This window comes from Methylocystis sp. sgz306128 (assembly GCF_056032725.1).
The window spans coordinates 237671-257021 of the sequence record NZ_JBVYWO010000001.1 but is presented as its reverse complement, the minus strand read 5'-3'; the positions used below and the strand labels follow the sequence as shown (position 1 = coordinate 257021).

Sequence of the window (19351 nt, the reverse complement as noted above, 5' to 3'; positions counted from 1 at the left end):
CTTACGGTTGTTTACCCTTCAATGCGTCATGCGCCATGCGATCGGCAAATCGCCCATAGAAACTTTCGCCGCGCGCGGCCATATCCGCCAGAAGGGCGCAAGGCGTGAAGCGCTCCCCATAATGCGCCGTCAGCCTTTCGCAGAGCGCGACAAACTTCGCCGTGCCCATGCCGTCGATAAACGAGAGGGTGCCACCGGTGAAGGGCGCAAATCCGAAGCCCAGAATTGAACCGACATCGGCCTCGCGCACGTCCTCGATGATGCCCTCTTCCACGGCGCGCGCCGCCTCAAGCGCCTGAATGACAAGGAAGCGCTGCCCGATCAGGGCGCGGTCGAGCGTATCGGGCTCGAGCCGTTTACCCGCAATCGCCTCCAGCCCCGGCCAGAGCCTTTTGACCCCGCCAGCCGGATAATCATAAAAGCCGCGGCCATTCTTGCGGCCCGAGCGCCCCTCGCGCCTGACCATGGCCTCGATCAGCTGTTCCTGAACGGAATCCACAGCGCTATCGCCCAGATCCAGTCTGGTGGCCTGCATGATCTTCCAGATAAGATCGATCGCCACTTCATCGCTGAGCGCCAGCGGCCCCACCGGCATGCCCGCCTGCCGCGCCAGATTCTCGATCATCGCCGCCGGAATACCCTCCATCAGCATGAGATGCCCCTCGCGCAGATAGGCCCCGACGCAGCGGTTGGCATAAAAGCCGCGTCCGTCACGCACGACAATGGGCGTCTTGCGGATGGCGCGGACAAAGTCCATGGCAAGAGCCAGCGCCTTGTCTCCTGTCTTCTCACCGAGGATGATCTCGACCAGAGGCATTTTTTCCACCGGCGAGAAAAAGTGAATGCCGATAAAATCCTGCGGGCTGCGACTGGCCTCGGCGAGCGAGGTGATCGGCAGCGTGGACGTGTTGGAAGCCAGAATCGTACCCGGCGCGATCCGGCTCTCGGCATGATTGATCGCCGCGCGCTTGACGGTCCTGTCTTCGAAAACGGCCTCTATCACCAGATCGCAGTCCGAAAGGGCAGCATAATCGGCGGCGGGAACGATGCGCGCGAGAATGACATCGCGTTCGCTGGCCCTGAGCCTGCCCTTGGCCACCTGATCGGCGAGCAATCTGGCCGATTGCGCCTTGCCCTGCTCCGCCTGCGCCAGTTCGCGGTCGATCAGCACCACGTCCAGCCCGGCGCTCGCCGCGACATAGGCTATGCCGGAACCCATGAACCCCGCCCCCAGAACGCCGATCCTCTTCAAGTCTTGGCGCGGCGCGTACTGCGGGCGGCGCGCGCCCTTGTTCAGCGCATTCAGCGAGAGAAAAAGCGTGCGGATCATGACGGCTGCGGGCTTGGAGCGCAGAATATCGGCGAAATAACGCGACTCAACGCGAAGCGCGCTGTCCATGGGAAGTTGCAGCCCTTCATAGACCGCATGCAGAATGGCCTTGGCCGCCGGATAATTATCCTGCGTTTCGCGCCGGTAGATCGCATTGGCCGCCGGCCAGATCATCATGCCGGCTCGCGAGAACACCTTGCCCGACGGCAATTTGAAATCGGGCGCATCCCAAGGCGCCTGCGCCTTGCCGCCCTGCCGGATCCAGTCCTTCGCCCGCGCAACAATTTCGCTCCTGGGCGCGATTTCATGAACGAGATTCATGACCTTGGCCGCCTGAGGACGAATCTGCTCGCCCCTGAACAGCATTTGCAAGGCCTCGCCGGTCGGCATCAGCCGCGCGACGCGCTGCGTTCCACCCGCGCCGGGAAAGAGGCCCAGCTTGATTTCGGGCAGGCCGACGCGCGCATCCTCGCTATCCGCCATGACCCGGAGATGACAGGCGAGCGCCAGTTCAAACGCGCCGCCGACACACAGCCCGTTGATGGCGGCAGCAAAGGGCTTGCCGCAGGTCTCCAGACGCCGGTAAATCTGCGACAGCCGCCGGGTCCCGTCGAAGAAAAGCTGCATGGCGGGCGCCTCGCCCAGACTTTGCCGCGCCCGGTTATAGCTGGCGGCGATATCCTGCAACATGGCGAGATCAGCGCCCCCGGAAAAGGCGGCCTTGGCCGAGGTGATCACGCAGCCCCGGATCGCGGCGTCAGCGGCCACATGTCCGATGGCCGTTTCAAGTTCGTTCATCACCTCGGGCGTGATGACATTCATGGCCCGGTCCGGCATGTCCCATGTCAGAAGCGCGATACCATCCCCATCGACGGCGAAGCTGAAATTGGCCAGTTCCATCGTTTTATCCCCCTACACGCGCTCGATGATGGTGGCTGTGCCCATGCCTGCGCCGATGCACAGCGTCACCAGCGCGGTTGTCTTGTCGGTGCGCTCCAGTTCATCCAGAGCCGTGCCGAGCAGCATGGCTCCCGTCGCGCCCAGCGGATGGCCCAGCGCTATGGCCCCGCCACGCGTATTGACCTTGTCCAGCGGCAGGTCGAAGGCCTGCATGTAGCGCAGCACAACCGCCGCAAAGGCTTCGTTGACCTCAAACAGATCGATATCCCCGACCGCCATGGCCGCACGCTGCAGCAATTTGCGTGTGACATCCACCGGCCCGGTCAGCATCAGGGCCGGTTCGGAACCAATATTGGCAAAGGCACGGATGCGGGCCCGCGGCCTGAGGCCAAGGCGCTCGCCCGCCGCGGCAGAGCCGATGAGCACGCCAGCCGCGCCATCGACAATGCCGGAGGAATTGCCTGCATGATGCACGTGATTGATATATTCAATTTCGGGATGCGCCTGAATGGCCACTGCATCGAAGCCGCCCTGCTCGCCATAAAGCGCGAAACTCGGCTTGAGCGCCGCCAGCCCCTGAAGGTCCGTCTCCGGACGCAGATGCTCGTCGCGCGCCAGAATGGTCAGCCCGTTGACATCGCGCACCGGCGCTATACTCGCATCAAAATAACCGTTGGCCCAGCTCTCGGCAGCCCGGCGCTGGCTCTCGACGGCATAGGAATCGACGTCGGTGCGGGTGAAGCCATATTTCGTCGCGATAAGATCTGCGGAAATGCCCTGCGGCATGAAATAGGCCGGAATGGCGACGGCAGGATCGACCGGCCAGGCCCCGCCCGATGCGCCGATGCCCACCCGGCTCATGCTCTCCACTCCGCCGGCTATGACAAGCTGCTGCTGCCCGGCCATGATCTGCGCGGCGGCAAAATTGACGGCATCAAGGCCCGAAGCACAAAAACGGTTGATCTGTACGCCGGGCACTTCATGAGGAAAGCCGGCCGCGAGCACGGCGGCGCGTGCAATATCGCCGCCCGCCTCGCCCACCGGATCGACGCAGCCCAGCACCACATCGTCGAGGGCAGCCGTATCCAGCGCGTTGCGGCTGGCCAGCGCCCGCAGCGCCGTGACGGCCAGCGTGAGTGTCGAAACCTCATGCAGAGCGCCATCCGCCTTGCCGCGCCCGCGCGGCGTGCGCACATGGTCAAAAATGAATGCCTGCGTCATTCTCTCCCCCCTTCCGGGTTGCCGTTCAGAACATCTGTGCGCCGGGCGCCACGATGGCGTCGGAGCCTGCGGTCAGCCGTGCCAGACAGAGCGCCGTCTCCGGCATCATATGCTGAAAAAAGAACCGGGCGGTCGCCATATTCGCGGCAAGCCGGTCTGGATCTTCGGCGCTTCCCGCCCTGGCCGCAACAAGAATGCGCAGCCACATATAGCCGAGCGCAACAATTCCGAACATGCGCAGATAATCCATGGCGCCCGCCCCGGCATGATCAGGTCTGGCGGGGGCGTTCTGCATAAGCCACAGACTGGCCTGCTGCACATGGCCAAGGCCTCTGGCCATGTCGGCGACCAATGGCTTCAAAGTCTCGTCCCTGCCTGCATCCGCCATAAAAGCAGAGATCTCGCGAAACAGGCGGGTCAGTGCCCGCCCGCCATGCGCGCCGAGCTTGCGCCCGACCAGATCAAGCGCCTGAATGGCGTTGGCGCCTTCATAGATCATGGTGATGCGAGCATCGCGGACAAACTGCTCCATCCCCCATTCGGCAATATAGCCGTGTCCGCCAAACAATTGCTGCGCGGCCACGCAATTTTCAAAGCCCCGTTCCGTGAGCAGCGCCTTGAGCACGGGCGTCATCAGGCCGAGAAGGTCTTCCGCTGCCTCGCGCGCCGCCGCATCCGGACTCCGGTGCGCGATGTCGCTTTGCAGCGCGATCCACAGCACCAATCCGCGCGCCGCCTCGTTGAAAGCCTTGATCCGGAGCAGATTGAGCCGCACATCGGGGTGAACGAGCAGAAGATCGGCAGCCTCGCGCGGTTCGCTGGCACCGGTGAGCGCACGGCCCTGCCGCCTCTGCCTGACATAGGCCAGTGCGTTCTGATAGGCGGCCTCGGAAAGGCCCAGCCCTTGTATGGCGACGCCAAGACGGGCCTCGTTCATCATGACGAACATGGCGGCCAGCCCTTTTCCGGCCTCGCCCAGCAATTCGCCGCGCGCGCCGTCATAATTCATCACGCAGGTCGCATTGCCGTGAATGCCCATCTTATGTTCTATCGACCCGCAGGACACAGCATTGCGCGCGCCAGTGCGGCCATCTGCACCAACCATGAATTTCGGCACGATAAACAGCGAAAGTCCTCTGGTGCCTTCTGGCGCGCCTTCCATGCGGGCCAGCACGAGATGAACGATATTCTCGGCCAGATCATGCTCGCCCGCCGAAATGAAGATCTTCTGTCCGGTAATGGCAAAGGCGCCATCTGCCTGCGGCACGGCCTTCGTGCGGATCAACCCGAGATCGGTGCCGCATTGCGGCTCGGTGAGGTTCATCGCGCCGGTCCAGCGGCCGGATGTCATCCCCGGCGCGAAACGCTCAACCTGAGCCGCGGTGCCGTGCTGCATCAGCGCCGCCAGCGCGCCCTGACTCAGGCCCGCATACATGGTGAAGGCCATATTGGCCGAAGTGCAGAATTCATTGACCAGCGCCGCCACCACATAGGGCAGACCCTGCCCGCCGTAACGCACCGGCGCGGCAAGACCCGGCCAGCTGCCCTCGACATAAGCTTCGTAGGCCGCACGGAATCCCGCCGGGGTGAGGACGCTGCCGTCAGCCAAGCGCCGGCAGCCCTCGATGTCGCCAGTGCGGTTGAGAGGCAGAAGCACCCGCTCGGCCAGCTTTGCGGCTTCGGCGAGAATGGCTTCCATCAGATCTGGCGTGAGATCGCCAAAGCCGGGGAGTTCGCGGTGACTCTCAAAGGCCAGAACGTCGCGCAGCAGGAACATCGCCTGCTTCAAGGGGGCTTGATACAGAGGCATGGATTGGCGCTCCCCGTTCTTTGCATAAAGTATCGGCGGTGAATAAGGCGAATCTTCGGCTGAATCGTTTATATATAAACAATATTACGCTAATTGATTTTCCTGACGCAAAAAGCACCGCAATCGCGCCTCAACTGACATTCCTGCTTGCGTATGCGCCTGATCTTGCAGATAAAGCGTTGAGATTTCCGACGCATCGAGACCAAGATGACACATGTTTTTCCGCCTGCGCTGGTCGAGGCCGCGCAAACCTCCAGCGCCTGGCCTTTCGAGGAGGCGCGCAAGCTGATTGCCCGGCGCGCCCGGAACCCGCACAAGAACGAGGTCTTGTTCGAAACCGGCTATGGCCCTTCGGGTTTGCCGCATATCGGCACATTTGGCGAAGTCGCCCGCACAACCATGGTGCGGCAGGCGTTCCGCCTGCTCACCAATGACACGGTGCCGACAAAGCTCATTGCCTTTTCCGATGACATGGACGGCCTGCGCAAAGTGCCGGACAATGTCCCCAACAAGGATCTGCTCACCGCCAATCTCGGCAAGCCGCTGACGCGCGTGCCGGATCCATTTGGCAAGTTCGAGAGCTTCGCCCACCACAATAACGCAATGCTGCGCGATTTCCTTGACCAGTTCGGCTTCGATTATACGTTCATGTCATCGACAGACGCCTATACATCCGGACGTTTCGACGCCGCGCTGCTACGCATGCTGGAGCGCTATGACGCCATAATGGCCATCATGCTGCCGACATTCCGCGAGGAGCGGGCGGCAAGTTATTCGCCGTTCCTGCCCATCCACCCGCGCACGGGCGTCGTGATGCAGGTTCCCGTCAAAGTGCTCGATGCCGCAACGGGCCTGATCGGCTGGAGCGACCCGGACAGCGGCGAAAGCTTTGAAACGCTGGTCACCGGCGGACATGCCAAGCTGCAATGGAAGCCGGACTGGGCCATGCGCTGGTATGCACTCGACGTCGATTATGAAATGGCGGGCAAGGATCTGATTGATTCTGTCAAGCTATCGGGGGAGATCGTCAAGGCCATGGGCGGAACGCCGCCGGAGGGCTTCAACTACGAATTGTTCCTCGACGAGGCGGGCACCAAAATCTCCAAGTCCAAAGGCAATGGCCTGACCATCGATCAATGGCTGACCTATGCTTCCCCGGAAAGTCTGGCTCTGTTCATGTATCAGAAGCCGCGCGAGGCCAAGCGGCTGCATTTTGACGTCATTCCGCGCGCAGTGGATGAATATCTCCAGTTTCTCGGCGGTTTTGCCCGTCAGGACGAAAAGGCGCGGCTGAGCAATCCGGTCTGGCACATTCACGGCGGCAATCCGCCCGCCGCCGAAGTGCTGGACGCTTCGGGCACAACCGTATCCTTCGGGATGCTGCTCAATCTTGTATCCGTCGCCAACAGCGAGGAACCGAAAGTGCTCTGGGGTTTCCTGCAGCGCTATGCGCCCGATGTCTCGCCGCAAACGCATCCGCGTCTAGACCAACTGGTCGGATATGCATTGCGCTATTACCGGGATTTCGTGCGCCCTGCCAAGACCTATCGCCGAGCGGACGATGTCGAGACCGAAGCCCTCAGGACGCTCGTGCAGACCCTCAGCCATCTGCCGCACGGCGCCACCGGCGAGGAAATTCAGACGGCGCTTTACGATGTCGCGCGGCCCGTTGCGCGCTATCAGGATTTCAAGGCCAAAGGTGCGACGCCGGAACGGCCCGGCGTTTCAAACGCCTGGTTCAACACGCTTTATGAAATTCTGCTCGGCGAGCAGAAAGGCCCCCGGTTCGGCTCGTTTGTCGCGCTCTACGGCGTGGCCGAGACCATCGTGCTTATCGAAAAAGCGCTGAATGGCGACCTGCTGGCCGAACACGAGGCCTTTCTGGCGGCGCGCAAGAAATAATCGGGCCGGGGATTGAGCCCCGCCCCGCGCTACTGACTCGACCAGATGATCCGCCCGAGACTGGCGACCTGCTCCACCGGCAGGATGCGGTCCTCGTGCACCGGGTTGAGCGAACGCAACTCGATGATTTTTGCCGTCTGCCGGCGTAATTCCTTGGCAAGGACCTCGCCGTCGGACGTGCGCACAACCACTCTGTCGCCGCGCCGCACCGCCGCTGTCGGCGAAACGATGATGATATCGCCATCTCGATAGACCGGCATCATGGATTCACCGGCGATTTCTAGCGCATAGGCATGTTCATCGACCACGGCCGGAAAATCGATCTCATCCCAGCCGGAACCTACAGGAAAGCCGCCGTCATCGAAAAAGCCGCCGGAGCCGGCCTGCGCAAAACCAAGCAGGGGAATGCTCTGGCGCGGGCGCGGAGTCTGTTTGGCTACCAGCAGCAGAAATTCATCGAGGCTGGCACCAGTTGCCTCAAGGGCTTTGGCGATCGATTCGGTTGAGGGCCAGCGCAACCGGCCATCCAGCGACATGCGCTTGGATTTGTTGAAGGTGGTGCTGTCGAGGCCTGCTTTCCGGGCCAATGCCGATGGGCTCAGGCCGTATTTCCCGGCAAGCTGGTCGAGAGCAGCCCAGATGTGCTGATGCGTCAACATTGAAAAATCCGAAAGCCGGCGGACGGCGAAGCCCTGTCTCTAGCATGAGCGTGCATATTGAGGATAAGTTTCCTATACAGGTAATCGGTTGGCCGGACAAGACGGGCGGCACACTTGCAGCCAGCGGCGGCGCGCGCTAAGGCTCGCATGAGGAGAAGCGACGTGCTGATATACAAGATTGTTCCCGAGGCGCTCTGGCGCGAGGCCGTGGCCGCCGGCTGCTTTACCGGCGCGCCCGTCGACCATGCCGATGGCTATATCCATTTTTCCACTGCCGCACAGGTGCGTGAAACGGCGGCAAAACATTTTGCCGGGCAGGATAATCTGCTGCTCGTGGCGCTGGAGGCCGAGAAGCTTGCCCCGCTCAAATGGGAAGTCTCGCGCGGCGGCGCCTTGTTTCCGCATCTTTACGGCACGTTTGCGCCAGCTTCAGCCCTCTGGGTACGGCCGCTGCGCTGGATAGGCAGTGCCCATCTGTTTCCCGAGGATTTGTGATGCTGTCCCTGCTCTCGCCGCTGCTGCAGCCTGCCCTCATGGCGCTGGAGCCTGAAACAGCCCATCGCGCCACGCTGAATGCGCTCAGGCTGATGCCCTGCGGCCAGCCGCGGGCCGATGACCCGATCCTTGCCGTGCGGGCCTTCGGTCTCGATTTTCCCAATCCGCTCGGCATGGCCGCCGGCTTCGACAAGAATGCCGAAGTGCCGGATGCGCTGCTCGCTCTGGGTTTCGGCTTTACCGAAATCGGCTCGGTCACGCCGCGCCCGCAGGACGGAAATTCGCGTCCGCGCGTGTTTCGCCTTCCCCGGGACATTGGCCTCATCAACCGGCTCGGCTTCAACAATGAAGGCCATGCAGCGGCGCTGGCCCGTCTCAACGCCCGCAAGAACCGCGGCATTGTCGGCGTCAATCTGGGCGCCAACAAGGATTCAGCCGACAGAATGGCCGATTATGCCGCCGGCATCCGGGCTTTTGCCGCTGTCGCAAGCTATTTCACCATCAATATTTCCTCGCCCAATACGCCCGGCCTCAGGGATCTGCAAAGCGCGCAAGCTCTCGACGACCTGCTGGCCAGAGTGCTGGACGCGCGCGAAACTGCCGCGCAGACCGCGCCGCGCCGCCCGGTTCTCCTGAAAATTGCACCCGATCTCGCTCTGGAAGACCTCGACGACATCGTGCGTGTGGCGAGGCGGCGCGCCATCGACGGGATGATCGTCTCCAACACCACCATCACGCGCCCTGCAAGCCTGCACCACACGGTCAACGAATCAGGTGGCCTTTCCGGCAAGCCGCTGTTTCCCCTGGCGACAAAAATGCTTGCGCAAACCTTCGTGCGCGTGGAACGCCAGTTTCCGCTCATCGGTGTGGGCGGCATCCACGACGGCGCAAGCGCCTATGCCAAGATCACAGCCGGGGCCAGCCTGCTGCAGCTTTACTCGGCGCTGGTTTTCAAGGGCCTGCCGCTGATCGGCGAGATCAAGGGCGGGTTGGCGGCGGGCCTGAGGGCCGACCACCATGCCAGCATGGCCGCCGCCACCGGCTCGCGCGTGGCGGACTGGCTGTCCGCCTGATCAGCCGCGGCCTTTGACCAGACGGCTGACCAGCCAAATGGGAATGACAATGATCGCCCCAGCCAGAATATACTGGGCGATTTCGCGGATAGCATCAAAGCCCATGTTCCACAGGTGAATGATGAACCGGTGAATGGACTGAAACAGGTCGAGCGGGCGTATATCCAGCCAGACAAGAAAGAAACCCACAATCAGCGATGCCAGCACCAATCGCCCGATAACCGCAAGCGGACGGCCGCCGAAAATCTGTTGCAACACGTCAAACTCCAACTCAATTTGCCGCTCAGGGCGCTAAATATGGGCAGGCCCGGCGCATGTCGCACACTGCTGCACACGGCCCGCAGCCAGAAGCGCTATCAGCCCAGAGAGGCCGGATCAAGGCGCGGCATCAATTTTCGACGCCCGTCGGCTCCAGTTCAATCTTGGAGGCGACGATAACGGCCTGTGTGCGGCTCTCGACGCCAAGCTTCTGCAATATGGCGGAAACATGCGCCTTTACCGTGGCCTCGGACACGGAAAGCTCATAGGCGATCTGCTTGTTCAGCAACCCTTCGGAGAGCATCATCAGCACCCGCACCTGCTGCGGCGTCAGGCTTGCCATGCGGCGGATGATATCGGACGTATCCTTGTCCATGGGCGCTGCGAGATCGACGTCTTCCGGGGTCCAGGTGCCGCCTTCCAGCACACGGCGGATGGCTTCGCGCATCAGTTCCACGTCCAGCGTCTTCGGGATGAAGCCGGCCGCACCAAAATCAATGCAGCGGCGAATGACGTTACGGTCGGCATTGCCCGATACGACAATCACAGGAACGCCCGGATATTGCGCGCGCAGGTAGATCAGCCCGGAAAAACCGCGCACGCCCGGCATTGTGAGGTCGAGGAGAACCAGATCGGTGTCGCCATGCTCGGCCAGATGGGCACTGGCGGCGTTGAGATCCCCCGCTTCGAAAATTTCCACACTTTCGGCTATTGGCGCGACGGTCAGCCTCAGAGCGCCGCGAAAGAGCGGGTGATCGTCCGCAATCAGGATACGGGTGGGGGCCAAGGACATGAATAAAACTCCCCGAATATATTTATTTTGTTTGCGCTGAAACGGGATGGCCCACAATTGTCATGAAGCACAAATCCGTCCATATTCAGCTTGTTTGCATTTAAGAGGATGATCCCAAATAAAAGCAATGTCTTTGGTGCAAATTTTATGACAATTTTATCAGACCGACCCCGCAGACACAGGCCGCCGCTGCTTCGCTTTTTTGTGATCGGCCTCGTCCTCATTCTTGGCTTTGGTCATTTACTCGATCAGTTCGGCGTCGCAAACCAACTGACCCAGACGGTTGTGCTCGCTCTGGTGCTGGCAGGCATGCTGGCACTGGTGCTGCTCTCCCGCACCATGGTGCTCGGCACCTATTTTACCGATGACCGAGGGCTGAAGCCACGGCAGGGCGCTGCGGTCTGGCTCGCACTCGTTCTCGGTCTGGTGCTGTGCGCGGGCCAGCGACGGGATGCTTTCGGCGATAGCCTCATCTTTCTGCTCGGCGGCGGTCTCGGCATCGGGCTCGCAGGCTTCGTGAGCGGACCGGCTCTGCGCCGCAGCGGGGCATTTTCGCTGCGCCAGTGGCTGTGCGCCCGTTTTCCAGAGCCCGTGACGCAGGGCCTGATCACCCTTGCGCTCTGGACGTCGGGACTGCTGCTCTGTCTGGGCAGTCTGGAGACAGCCGCGCGGCTGCTGGCCTCCGGCTTCGGCGTCAGCCACCAGCAGGCATTGGTCGCCTCCGGCATTCTGATCGCGCTGCCGCTTCTCATCGGCGGGCTTCCGGCTAGCCTGATAATCGGCCGGTACAGCCTGTTCATGAGCCTCTGCGCCTTTGCCGTTCCGCTTCTGGGACAGGGCTTCACGATCAATATTCCCGCACATATCAATTTTGGCTGGGATATGCTTCTGGCGCAGGGCGCGGCTCTGGCCCTGGCTCTGGCCAGCCTGCCGCACATGCTGGCGCCGATGCTTGCCGCCCCCGCACCTGCCGCGATCCGTCGCTCAAGCCTGATTGCGGGCCTCTGGGCCATCCTCGTGCTGACCTTCGTCTTCTGGCCCGCGCGTGAACAGATCTGGCAGGCCATGAGCCCGCTTCCCGAGCGTGGCGACATGGTCATCATCCAGCAGAGGCTCGGCGACGGATTATCTCTGCGTCTGGGGCCGCACTTCATATTCGAGGGCCTGATGAAGGCGGCCATCTATCTGCTTGCCCTGAATTTTGGCATGGCGGCCTTCCGCTCGCTCGCCGCCGAACTGACCGAGACGGCCCTGCCGGCGGATATGCCGTTTCGCCCGCTCAGCAGCCAGAGACTGGCCCGCAACCGCGGCAGCCTCATCCTGCTGACGCTGTTCTGTGTCCTGATACTGGCGCGCTGGGCCTTTCCCGTCGAGGCCGGGATGCTAAGCGCTCTGGGCATCTGCGCTGCGGGGCTTTTTCCGCTCCTTCTGCTTGCGCAATGGCCGCGGGCAAAATCGGATTGCGCACTCGTGGCTTTTTATACCGTGCTGATCGTCATCGGCGGAACATTCGTTCATGACCAGCTGGTTCCCATTCCGGCCCATCTTGCAGTAGCCATTCTCGCTGGCAATGTGCTGGCGCTCGCCTTTGGCGCGTTGACGGTCGCCTCACACAGGATATTGCCTTGAATCTTACCCAGTTCCAGAGTTCCGGCGACATGCATGCCGACCGGCGCTACGAATATGCGCAGGATCTGGCGCAGGAGGGCGATCTCGCCGCCGCAGCCGATCTCTATGCCCAGACTCTGGAGCTTGCGCCGGACTGGGCCGCCTGCTGGTTCGCCTATGGCGAAATTCTGGAACAACTCGGCAGGCGGGAGGCTGCCATTGCCGCCTTCAAGAAGACCCTCAGCCTCATGCCTGAGGATTCGTTTGGCGCGGGGCTGCACCTGCACAGGCTGGGTGCGACGGGTACTTTCGATAATCACGCCTATGTTGCCGGCCTGTTCGATCAATATGCGCCGCGATTTGAGACGCATCTGGTCGGGGCTCTCAATTACCGCGGGCCGCAGATCATTTCCGATCTTCTGCTGCAGCATACAAAGATGCAGAGGCCGTTCCGCCACCTCATTGATCTGGGTTGCGGCACCGGGCTCATGGCGCGTGCGCTGCAGGGCCAATTTATCCTGGCCAGCGGCGTCGATCTTTCCGCCAACATGATCCGCGCCGCGCAGAGAACGGGCCTCTACCAGCACTTGGCTGTGGCGGAACTGCTTGATTTTCTGAAGGCGCAGCCAGACGCCAGCGCCGACCTCGTTCTTGCGGCGGATGTTTTTGTATATTGCGGCGCCTTGCACGACATTTTCGCGCAGACGCGGCGGGTGTTGGAACCGGGCGGATATTTCGGCTTTTCCGTGCAGAAGCAGGCCGCCGGCGATTTTGCGCTGGGCGCAGATTACCGCTTTGCCCATTCAGCGTCCTATCTGACCGGGCTTGCGAGAGATAACGGCTTTGCGCAGCGCGTACTTGCGGAGCAATCAGCGCGGCAGGACAGAGGCGCGGATGTTCCGGGGCTTGTGATGCTGCTTCAGGCCGCCGGATAGAGCGCTCTTTTTTCGCTTCGGATCACACCGGCGCCTAGCTGTTCCAGCCAGTGGCGGGCATAGCCACCTCGACGGCATTGGCGTCGGGCGTGCGCTGGCGGAAGGCGGCCACATCCGCCTTCGCCCGCTCCAGACCGGCGGCATCGAGCTTGACCGCAATTTCGTCACGCTTATGGGCCGAATCGTCGTCACCCTGCTTCGCGGCCAGAGCAAACCAGATATAGGACTGCACCAGATCCTGCTTCACGCCAAGGCCGCGCGCATAAAGCACGCCCAGATTAAACTGGCTGTCGCGCACGCCATATTCCCCGGCCTTGCGGAACCAGCGCGTGGCCGCTGCATAATCCGCACTGCCGCCCACGCCTTCGGCGATCAGGACAGCAAGATTATGCATGGCGCGCGGATTGCCCTGCGACGCTGCGCGCTCATACAGGGTTCGCGCCTTGGCCAGATCGCGGGCAACGCCGATGCCCTTTTCATATAATGCGCCGAGACGGTATTGCGCCGGAACCAGCCCCTGCGCAGCCGCCTTTTCGAACCAGCCAGCGGCTGCCTTTGCATCCTGCGCCTCGCCGCGTCCATCAAGCAAACGGCCAGCCAGTTCATATTGCGCGGCCGCATTGCCGGTTTCGGCGGCCCGGCGCAGGCTTTCGCCCGGTGCAGGCGGTGTCGGCATGTTCGCCTGTTCGGATACGGACGGAGCGGGCGCGGGCGCCGAGGCCGTAGAACCGAGCGGGGTTGTGTCGACCTGCGCGGTCGGTGCATCAGCCGTTCTGCGTTCCGTCATTGCAAAGCCACGGTGCGTGGGCGCCATGACACCCTTGACGAAACTGCCAGCCGGTTCCTTGATGGTGCCGGCGGCATCCGCCTGCGCCTTACGATCGAATACCGCGTTCCAACCAGCCTCCGGCGCTGGCGCCACGGAAGCGCCCCCGCCATTCAGTGCGGCTGCGGGCGCGGCATCCTCGGACTTTACCACAGATACGCCCGCCATCCCGGCACGTTGCGAAATTTTGGCCGGCTCATTCAGTTGTACGAGCTTGTCTTTTTCCGTCAGGCTCGAAAATGGCTTCATCAGCGAATCAATGTTCTTCGGGCCGAAGGTCCGTACAACCTGCAGTCCCAGCACGGCGATCATCACCGCTGCCAACCCCAGCAACAACGGCCTCTTGCGCTTGTCCAGAAAGCGGCGTGCTCGTGCCGCCATGCCTTCCGGCGTCGCATCCTCCTGCATATCGCCATAGGCCTCGGACGCACCGGCCTGATTGGATCTGGACGCTGCCTGCGCGGCCCGGCGTGCAGCGGCAATGAATTCCGATTTGGTATTGAGCGCCGCGACAGGCGGCGTATTCGGCTCAGTTGCCGGCTCGGATTCAGCCTGCGGGGCGGCGGGGCGCTGACCGGAGCGCGGCTCAAGCAGAAAATCTTCGTCGAACGAGGAGATCTCATCCGCATGGCCTGGATTGGTAGAAAAATCCTGAGCCACCGGCGGCGGGGCCCAGTTACGCTGGAGCGCGGCGGCAAATTCATCCGCGAGATCAAAACCCGCCTGCGGCAGTGACGCAGCTTTCTCGGCCAAAGCCGGTTTCGATGCCGCAGGAGCGACGTCCTTTGCCGCGTCTTCCGGGCCTTCGCGAACCTCGGCCAGTTCGTGTTCCAATGTGCTCAGACGCCCGGCAATGGTCTCCAATACGTCCTGCACAGCGCTCATGGTCGTCTGTGCGCGCTGATCGGCATTGGTTTGCGCGTCGATGATATCCTGCAGGGCATGGGTGAGCCGCGCCATGTCCTGCGATGTTTCGGCAGGAGCCGCTGCATCGAGCAATTCCCGGGCAGATTCGCGCGCAGCCTCGCGGGCGGCGTGTGTCGCCGCCTCCAGCGTCATGGCCTTGGCTTCGTCCATTTCGCGGAAGAGCCCTTTTATCGATTGCTCCAGCGAGGCCACGACGGCAAAATTCATGTCCGAACGCTGCATTTGCTCGGATATGGCGGAAATCTGCTGTTGCAGCGCCGCAAAAGCTTCCGCGCTGGCATCGGAGCGCTGCGCTTCGTCCAGCTTGAGAGACAGCGAACGCACCATATCCTCAAGCTCGCGCGTGTCGGCGGGCGGCGCTGGATTCTGCAGCGCAAAACTGAAAGCGCTGTCGATTTTTCCGGCAAGTTCCTCGACGCGCCGTTCAAGCACTTCGATATTGTCCGTGGCCAGCCGGTGATCGACGCGGGCGCGGATTTCATCGATTGCCGCGAGAATATCGGCAAATCCAGTGCGATCCGGCGCCTTGGCCAGCGCCTCGATCTTCCCGGACAATGTCACAATCTGTTGTTCAAGCGCGGCAATGGCGTTGGGCTGACGCGCCAGTTGCTCAACGGCTACCTGAATATTCTGAGCCTGATGCTGCAGCATCGTAAACGCGGCAGCATCGAAACCATTGATTTCCAGCGCGGCAACTTTGGCGCCGAGAACAGCGATCTCCTGCTCTATCGATGAAATAACCGGGCGCGGATCGATATCAACCATGGCCTCGCGCAATTCCATGACCATCTTGGCCAGCGGATTGAGCACCGTACGCGAAAGACTTTCGTCATGGGTGCTGCTCATGCGTTGCATAAGCTCGGAGAGGCGGGCTTCCAGATCTTCAATACTGCGGCGCGGCGCCAGTTCCGACACGATCTGCGCCATCTGGATCAGATCCTGCCGGAGAGCAGCCACTTCCGGGCTGGGCTGCGGGCCATGGAGCGCCCTGACATGCTCCGCCAGCCGCGCGACTTCGGCCTGCAGATCCATAAATGCCTTATTTTCGAGCGCGTTACGCTGCTCCATGCGCGAGCGCCCGTCAATGCCCGGCAAAGCGGAGGCATTGAGTGCCGCAGCAGATTGCCAGACCGGCACGGGACGCGAAACAGGCATCCATGCGGGCGAGGCTTTTTGGGCCGCGCGCTGCCCATTGCCGCCAAGGCTGGCGTTGAGGGCATTGAGACGCGCGGTGATGTCCTTCAGCGTATTGCCGGCCCGCTGCATGGGGACGGCGTCGGCGCGCGCTGCCTGGGTTCGGTTCAGCACGGTTTCCGGTATCCGGGGTGCCAGTGCATTTTGGCGGGCGTCAATCTTGGACTCCAGCCGCTCAAGCGCCTGTGCCAGAATGGCATCATTACGCTCGGGCTGGCGCGACAGGTGCCGCTCCATCACTTCAAGACGCTGCAGCACCTGGGACAAGGGATCGTCCAGTTGCGGGCGCACGGGCTGCCTGACCTGCGACACACGGGATTGCGGCTCGTCCGCTGCGGCGCGAGTGCCGGAACGAACCTGCTCCCGCGATGCGGAAGCCGTGGACGGGCGGCGGAGCTGGAGACGCGTCAGCCGTTCGATCACCGCGTCCAGCCGCTCGTCTTCGTCAAGTTCATCCGGGTCCAGGGCAAGTTCGTCAGCCTTGTCCTGCACCACCTGATTGATCCAGGCGCCGAGGGACATTCCAGCGCGTCGTGCGGCCAGTTTGGCGGCTTCGGGCGCGCCCAAATCCATATTCTGGAATTTGCTCGAAGAACTTTTGCTCATTTTGCTACCTGAGGCCCAAAAACCCGTTCACCGACACGTTGGGCGCCCACGACCCTCCCGGAGAATCATTCCTGCTAACGGAACATGAACGCAGATCAAACTTTCTACCAGGATGGTAAAGATAGCGTTAAGGAAAGCGCAGCAACATTTTTTCCATTTATCGGACAAATAATGTGATGCAATTTAGTTAATAAATAATACAACCTGTGATTGAAAATTCCGGATGGTGATGTAAGTTGCAAATCAAGCCGCTCGCAATCTTATAGTGTAAAAAGCGGTTATTGCTTTGCGTACTCACAGTTAGACCGAAATTTTTAATTTCAGGAGCCAGAACTTATGTCTAATCGTCAACAAAACGCGGTCATACTGCAAGATAACGCCAATGAAGGACAAAAAGTATATTATACGATCGGAGATCTCGCCCGCGAATTCAATATTACCTTGCGTACACTGCGGTTTTATGAGGACAGAGGCCTGCTTAATCCGCTTCGCGAGGGAAATCTGCGGCTTTACGATGGGCGCGACCGCGTCCGCCTGCAGGTGATCCTGAAGGGTAAGCAACTTGGCTTCACGCTCTCGGAAATCCGCGAGATGGTGAATTCATCGATCTATGTCGACGATGCGCCGCCGCGGCTGGAACTCAGTTCTGAGCAGATTACCACTCAGATCGAGTATCTGGAAAATCAACGGAAAGAAATTGAATCTGCGCTTGCAGAATTGCGCGCGCAACAGGGCCTTGCAGCCTGAAATGAGCGGGCGGCGCGTGGATAAGCCGGTGGCGCTGCCCGTCGCTACCCGCCCTGCGCGCTTTGTCCTCCCCGGCCATTTTGACCAAGATGATGCGTTTTCAGCCACTCATAGGGCTGGCGGATCAAATCGCCTATGGCCAGCCAGGCGGCGGCCGACATCAGGCAATAGTAGAATGGCAGCAAGGCCACATCCTTGAGCAGGGATCGTGGCCCGCGCCGCAAGATGCCGAGGACGGCCGTCCATAAAATCGAGACAACGCCGAGGATGCCCACGGCAATCGAAAGCCAGACGAAAGGCGCAGTTGCGATCCACTGCCACCCCTCGGCATAGATCCAGAAGCCGAGCCAGACAAAAAACAGCGGTACTGCCGGTGCGATCAAAGTGGTCAGCACTGTGGCAATGAGCGTGAGAAAGACATTGCTGGCGGCAAAATAGCCCTGCGGCGAACGAAGCAGGATCTGAGCCCGTGTATGCACAATCAGCGTCTGAATCCACCCCTTTAGCCAGCGCCGCCGCTGGCTCATCCAGTTTTTAACGGTAACGGGAGCTTCCTCGATTGTTACGGAATCGATCAGTTGCATCGAATAGCCGCCGCGCACCAGCCTGAAAGCCAGATCGGCGTCTTCCGTCACATTCCAGGCATCCCAGCCGCCCAGATGACGCAAGGAATCCGTTCGGAAATGGTTGGATGTGCCGCCAAGCGGAAAGCCCCAGCCCAACCGGGAAAGTCCGGCATTGGTGACATCGAACAAGCCGGCATATTCGATGGCAAACAGCCGCGCCAGAACGCAGTCACCGCCATTGCCGACCACCAGCCTCGCCTGAACGCAGCCGAGATTCTCCGGCCCGCGGGCATAGGCCGAGACAACCCGGCGCAACTGATCCGGATCAGGAATGTCCTCGGCGTCATAAACGCAGACGAATTCGCCGCGCACAAACGGCATGGCAAAATTCAGGGCGCGGGGCTTGGTGCGCGGCATCCCCTCCGGCACCTGCAGAATCAGAAATCTCACGGACATCTGCAAAGCAGCAAGAGCGTTGCGCGTTTCCTCATCGCTCTCTTCGAGAACAAAAACGACGTCGAGCTTGCTGGCCGGATAATCAAGCGAACAAAGAGCCTCATAGAGTTGCCCGGCGATATTCGCCTCGCGATAGAGCGCCACGATGATCGTGTAGTTTGGCAACTGAAAATCGGGAACCGAAAGCCCATGCGGCTGCATGTACCAAAAGCTCGCCGCCGTGGCGACCAGCCGGTGCAGGATAAAGCCCAGTGTGATGACATCGCAAATCAGGCCGCAGTAAATTAAAGTTGGCAAAAAATGCCATGCCGCAAAAAAGCCAAAGGACAGCACAAGGGCTGCCAGCACACCAAACTGCAAGGAATTCATGCCATCGCGGAAAGACAGGTACCGGTTCTTGCGCCAGAGGCCCAGAGCGGCCTCCTCCGCCAGCATCGGGCCAGCCTGCGCACCGGTCAGCCGGCGAAACCGGGACGGAGTCGTTATGGCGATCCGGCGGCCCAGACTCCCCCTGCGCAGCAGAACACGCAAAAGCGCATCCTCGGGCGCGGCAAGGTAATGCGGCTCCGCGCCGTCCGCTTCGACCAACGCCAGTCCGGACCGCAGCCTTGCGCCGACCGGGCCGTGATTTTTGAGCGAAACTTCGTAATCGATAAAAGGAACACCGATAAAATCCGCCACACTACGATAGAAAAAGCCCTCTTCCAGCAGTCCGTTGGCAATGACATAGCGGACAATTCCGACGCCCTCGTAATAGGCGCGGTCTGCGGCTGCAAAAATAACGTCAGGCGCAAGACCGCAATGCGCGATGAAGGCCAGTTCAACCGGCAGGCTGATCTGGCTTGCCGGCGCATCAATGGCATGAGCGGGAAAAGATGATGGAACGGGGACAAAATCCTCATTCGGCGTTATGCTGACAGGCTCTGTGATGACACCAGAAGAACTGGACTTATCCAGTTGCATGACCGTAAGCTCCAGATGCGTGACGCATATTCGCAATTTAATGAATCATATATTAGTGCATGTCAGCAATAATTGATGTGAA

14 protein-coding genes are annotated in these 19351 nt (G+C 61.1%); 6 read left to right on the top strand and 8 right to left on the bottom strand.

Features of this window, described 5'->3' with window-relative positions:
- Position 1 precedes the first annotated feature (1 nt).
- The 3 genes from AC0N03_RS01175 to AC0N03_RS01165 are packed head-to-tail and all read right to left on the bottom strand — an operon-like array spanning position 2 to position 5261.
- Entirely contained in the window at positions 2-2230 is a 2229-nt protein-coding gene (locus AC0N03_RS01175) for a 3-hydroxyacyl-CoA dehydrogenase NAD-binding domain-containing protein (RefSeq protein WP_474286550.1), read from the bottom strand.
- 12 nt (positions 2231-2242) lie between these two features.
- Positions 2243-3451, bottom strand: coding sequence for an acetyl-CoA C-acetyltransferase (locus tag AC0N03_RS01170; RefSeq protein WP_474286549.1), 1209 nt, complete (start codon positions 3449-3451; stop codon positions 2243-2245).
- A 25-nt stretch (positions 3452-3476) separates the two neighbouring features.
- Positions 3477-5261, bottom strand: a complete 1785-nt coding sequence (locus AC0N03_RS01165) for an acyl-CoA dehydrogenase C-terminal domain-containing protein (RefSeq protein ID WP_474286548.1) — start codon at positions 5259-5261, stop codon at positions 3477-3479.
- Between the two features lie 207 nt (positions 5262-5468).
- On the opposite strand from AC0N03_RS01165, the gene AC0N03_RS01160 reads away from it, so the two are divergent.
- Positions 5469-7163: a lysine--tRNA ligase gene (locus AC0N03_RS01160; protein ID WP_474286547.1), complete on the top strand. Its 1695-nt coding sequence runs from the start codon at positions 5469-5471 to the stop codon at positions 7161-7163.
- A gap of 29 nt (positions 7164-7192) precedes the next feature.
- Here the strand turns inward: AC0N03_RS01160 and AC0N03_RS01155 are convergent, their stop codons facing one another.
- Positions 7193-7822: a S24 family peptidase gene (locus tag AC0N03_RS01155; protein WP_474286546.1), complete on the bottom strand. Its 630-nt coding sequence runs from the start codon at positions 7820-7822 to the stop codon at positions 7193-7195.
- Between the two features lie 147 nt (positions 7823-7969).
- Here AC0N03_RS01155 and AC0N03_RS01150 point away from each other — a divergent pair, with 147 nt between their 5' ends.
- Together AC0N03_RS01150 and AC0N03_RS01145 are read left to right on the top strand one after the other, a co-directional pair.
- A complete protein-coding gene (locus tag AC0N03_RS01150; RefSeq protein WP_474286545.1) occupies positions 7970-8317 on the top strand; it encodes a DUF952 domain-containing protein in 348 nt (115 codons plus the stop codon).
- On the top strand, positions 8317-9390 hold the full coding sequence (locus AC0N03_RS01145) for a quinone-dependent dihydroorotate dehydrogenase (protein ID WP_474286544.1): 1074 nt from the start codon (positions 8317-8319) through the stop codon (positions 9388-9390). Before AC0N03_RS01150 ends, AC0N03_RS01145 begins: the two co-directional genes overlap by 1 nt.
- Here the strand turns inward: AC0N03_RS01145 and AC0N03_RS01140 are convergent, their stop codons facing one another.
- Both AC0N03_RS01140 and AC0N03_RS01135 read right to left on the bottom strand, forming a co-directional pair.
- A complete protein-coding gene (locus AC0N03_RS01140; RefSeq protein ID WP_474286543.1) occupies positions 9391-9648 on the bottom strand; it encodes a DUF6460 domain-containing protein in 258 nt (85 codons plus the stop codon).
- 130 nt (positions 9649-9778) lie between these two features.
- Positions 9779-10441 (bottom strand): response regulator, encoded by a 663-nt coding sequence (locus AC0N03_RS01135; protein ID WP_474286542.1) that lies wholly within the window; start codon positions 10439-10441, stop codon positions 9779-9781.
- 147 nt (positions 10442-10588) lie between these two features.
- On the opposite strand from AC0N03_RS01135, the gene AC0N03_RS01130 reads away from it, so the two are divergent.
- Entirely contained in the window at positions 10589-12070 is a 1482-nt protein-coding gene (locus AC0N03_RS01130; protein WP_474286541.1) for a hypothetical protein, read from the top strand.
- The gene (locus AC0N03_RS01125; protein ID WP_474286540.1) at positions 12067-12984 is read left to right on the top strand and encodes a class I SAM-dependent DNA methyltransferase; all 918 of its coding nucleotides are present in this window, start codon (positions 12067-12069) and stop codon (positions 12982-12984) included. Before AC0N03_RS01130 ends, AC0N03_RS01125 begins: the two co-directional genes overlap by 4 nt.
- A 34-nt stretch (positions 12985-13018) precedes the next feature.
- Here AC0N03_RS01125 and AC0N03_RS01120 read toward each other — a convergent pair whose 3' ends face one another.
- Positions 13019-16537 carry a hypothetical protein gene (locus tag AC0N03_RS01120; protein ID WP_474286539.1) on the bottom strand — a complete coding sequence of 1173 codons (3519 nt, stop codon included), beginning with the start codon at positions 16535-16537 and terminating at the stop codon, positions 13019-13021.
- Positions 16538-16873: 336 nt separating this feature from the next.
- On the opposite strand from AC0N03_RS01120, the gene AC0N03_RS01115 reads away from it, so the two are divergent.
- Positions 16874-17284 (top strand): MerR family transcriptional regulator, encoded by a 411-nt coding sequence (locus AC0N03_RS01115; protein ID WP_474286538.1) that lies wholly within the window; start codon positions 16874-16876, stop codon positions 17282-17284.
- A 44-nt stretch (positions 17285-17328) separates the two neighbouring features.
- On the opposite strand, the gene AC0N03_RS01110 is transcribed toward AC0N03_RS01115, so the two are convergent.
- Positions 17329-19269, bottom strand: coding sequence for a glycosyltransferase (locus AC0N03_RS01110; protein WP_474286537.1), 1941 nt, complete (start codon positions 19267-19269; stop codon positions 17329-17331).
- Between the last annotated feature and the right edge of the window lie 82 nt (positions 19270-19351).

What these genes read in the sequence shown, in the direction of transcription:
- AC0N03_RS01155 (WP_474286546.1), bottom strand. Translation starts at nt 7,822, where the DNA reads ATGTTGACGCATCAGCACATCTGGGCTGCTCTCGACCAGCTTGCCGGG.
- AC0N03_RS01115 (WP_474286538.1), top strand. Translation starts at nt 16,874, where the DNA reads ATGTCTAATCGTCAACAAAACGCGGTCATACTGCAAGATAACGCCAAT.
- AC0N03_RS01135 (WP_474286542.1), bottom strand. Translation starts at nt 10,441, where the DNA reads ATGTCCTTGGCCCCCACCCGTATCCTGATTGCGGACGATCACCCGCTC.
- AC0N03_RS01160 (WP_474286547.1), top strand. Translation starts at nt 5,469, where the DNA reads ATGACACATGTTTTTCCGCCTGCGCTGGTCGAGGCCGCGCAAACCTCC.
- AC0N03_RS01120 (WP_474286539.1), bottom strand. Translation starts at nt 16,537, where the DNA reads ATGAGCAAAAGTTCTTCGAGCAAATTCCAGAATATGGATTTGGGCGCG.
- AC0N03_RS01150 (WP_474286545.1), top strand. Translation starts at nt 7,970, where the DNA reads ATGAGGAGAAGCGACGTGCTGATATACAAGATTGTTCCCGAGGCGCTC.
- AC0N03_RS01170 (WP_474286549.1), bottom strand. Translation starts at nt 3,451, where the DNA reads ATGACGCAGGCATTCATTTTTGACCATGTGCGCACGCCGCGCGGGCGC.
- AC0N03_RS01175 (WP_474286550.1), bottom strand. Translation starts at nt 2,230, where the DNA reads ATGGAACTGGCCAATTTCAGCTTCGCCGTCGATGGGGATGGTATCGCG.
- AC0N03_RS01165 (WP_474286548.1), bottom strand. Translation starts at nt 5,261, where the DNA reads ATGCCTCTGTATCAAGCCCCCTTGAAGCAGGCGATGTTCCTGCTGCGC.
- AC0N03_RS01110 (WP_474286537.1), bottom strand. Translation starts at nt 19,269, where the DNA reads ATGCAACTGGATAAGTCCAGTTCTTCTGGTGTCATCACAGAGCCTGTC.
- AC0N03_RS01130 (WP_474286541.1), top strand. Translation starts at nt 10,589, where the DNA reads ATGACAATTTTATCAGACCGACCCCGCAGACACAGGCCGCCGCTGCTT.
- AC0N03_RS01145 (WP_474286544.1), top strand. Translation starts at nt 8,317, where the DNA reads ATGCTGTCCCTGCTCTCGCCGCTGCTGCAGCCTGCCCTCATGGCGCTG.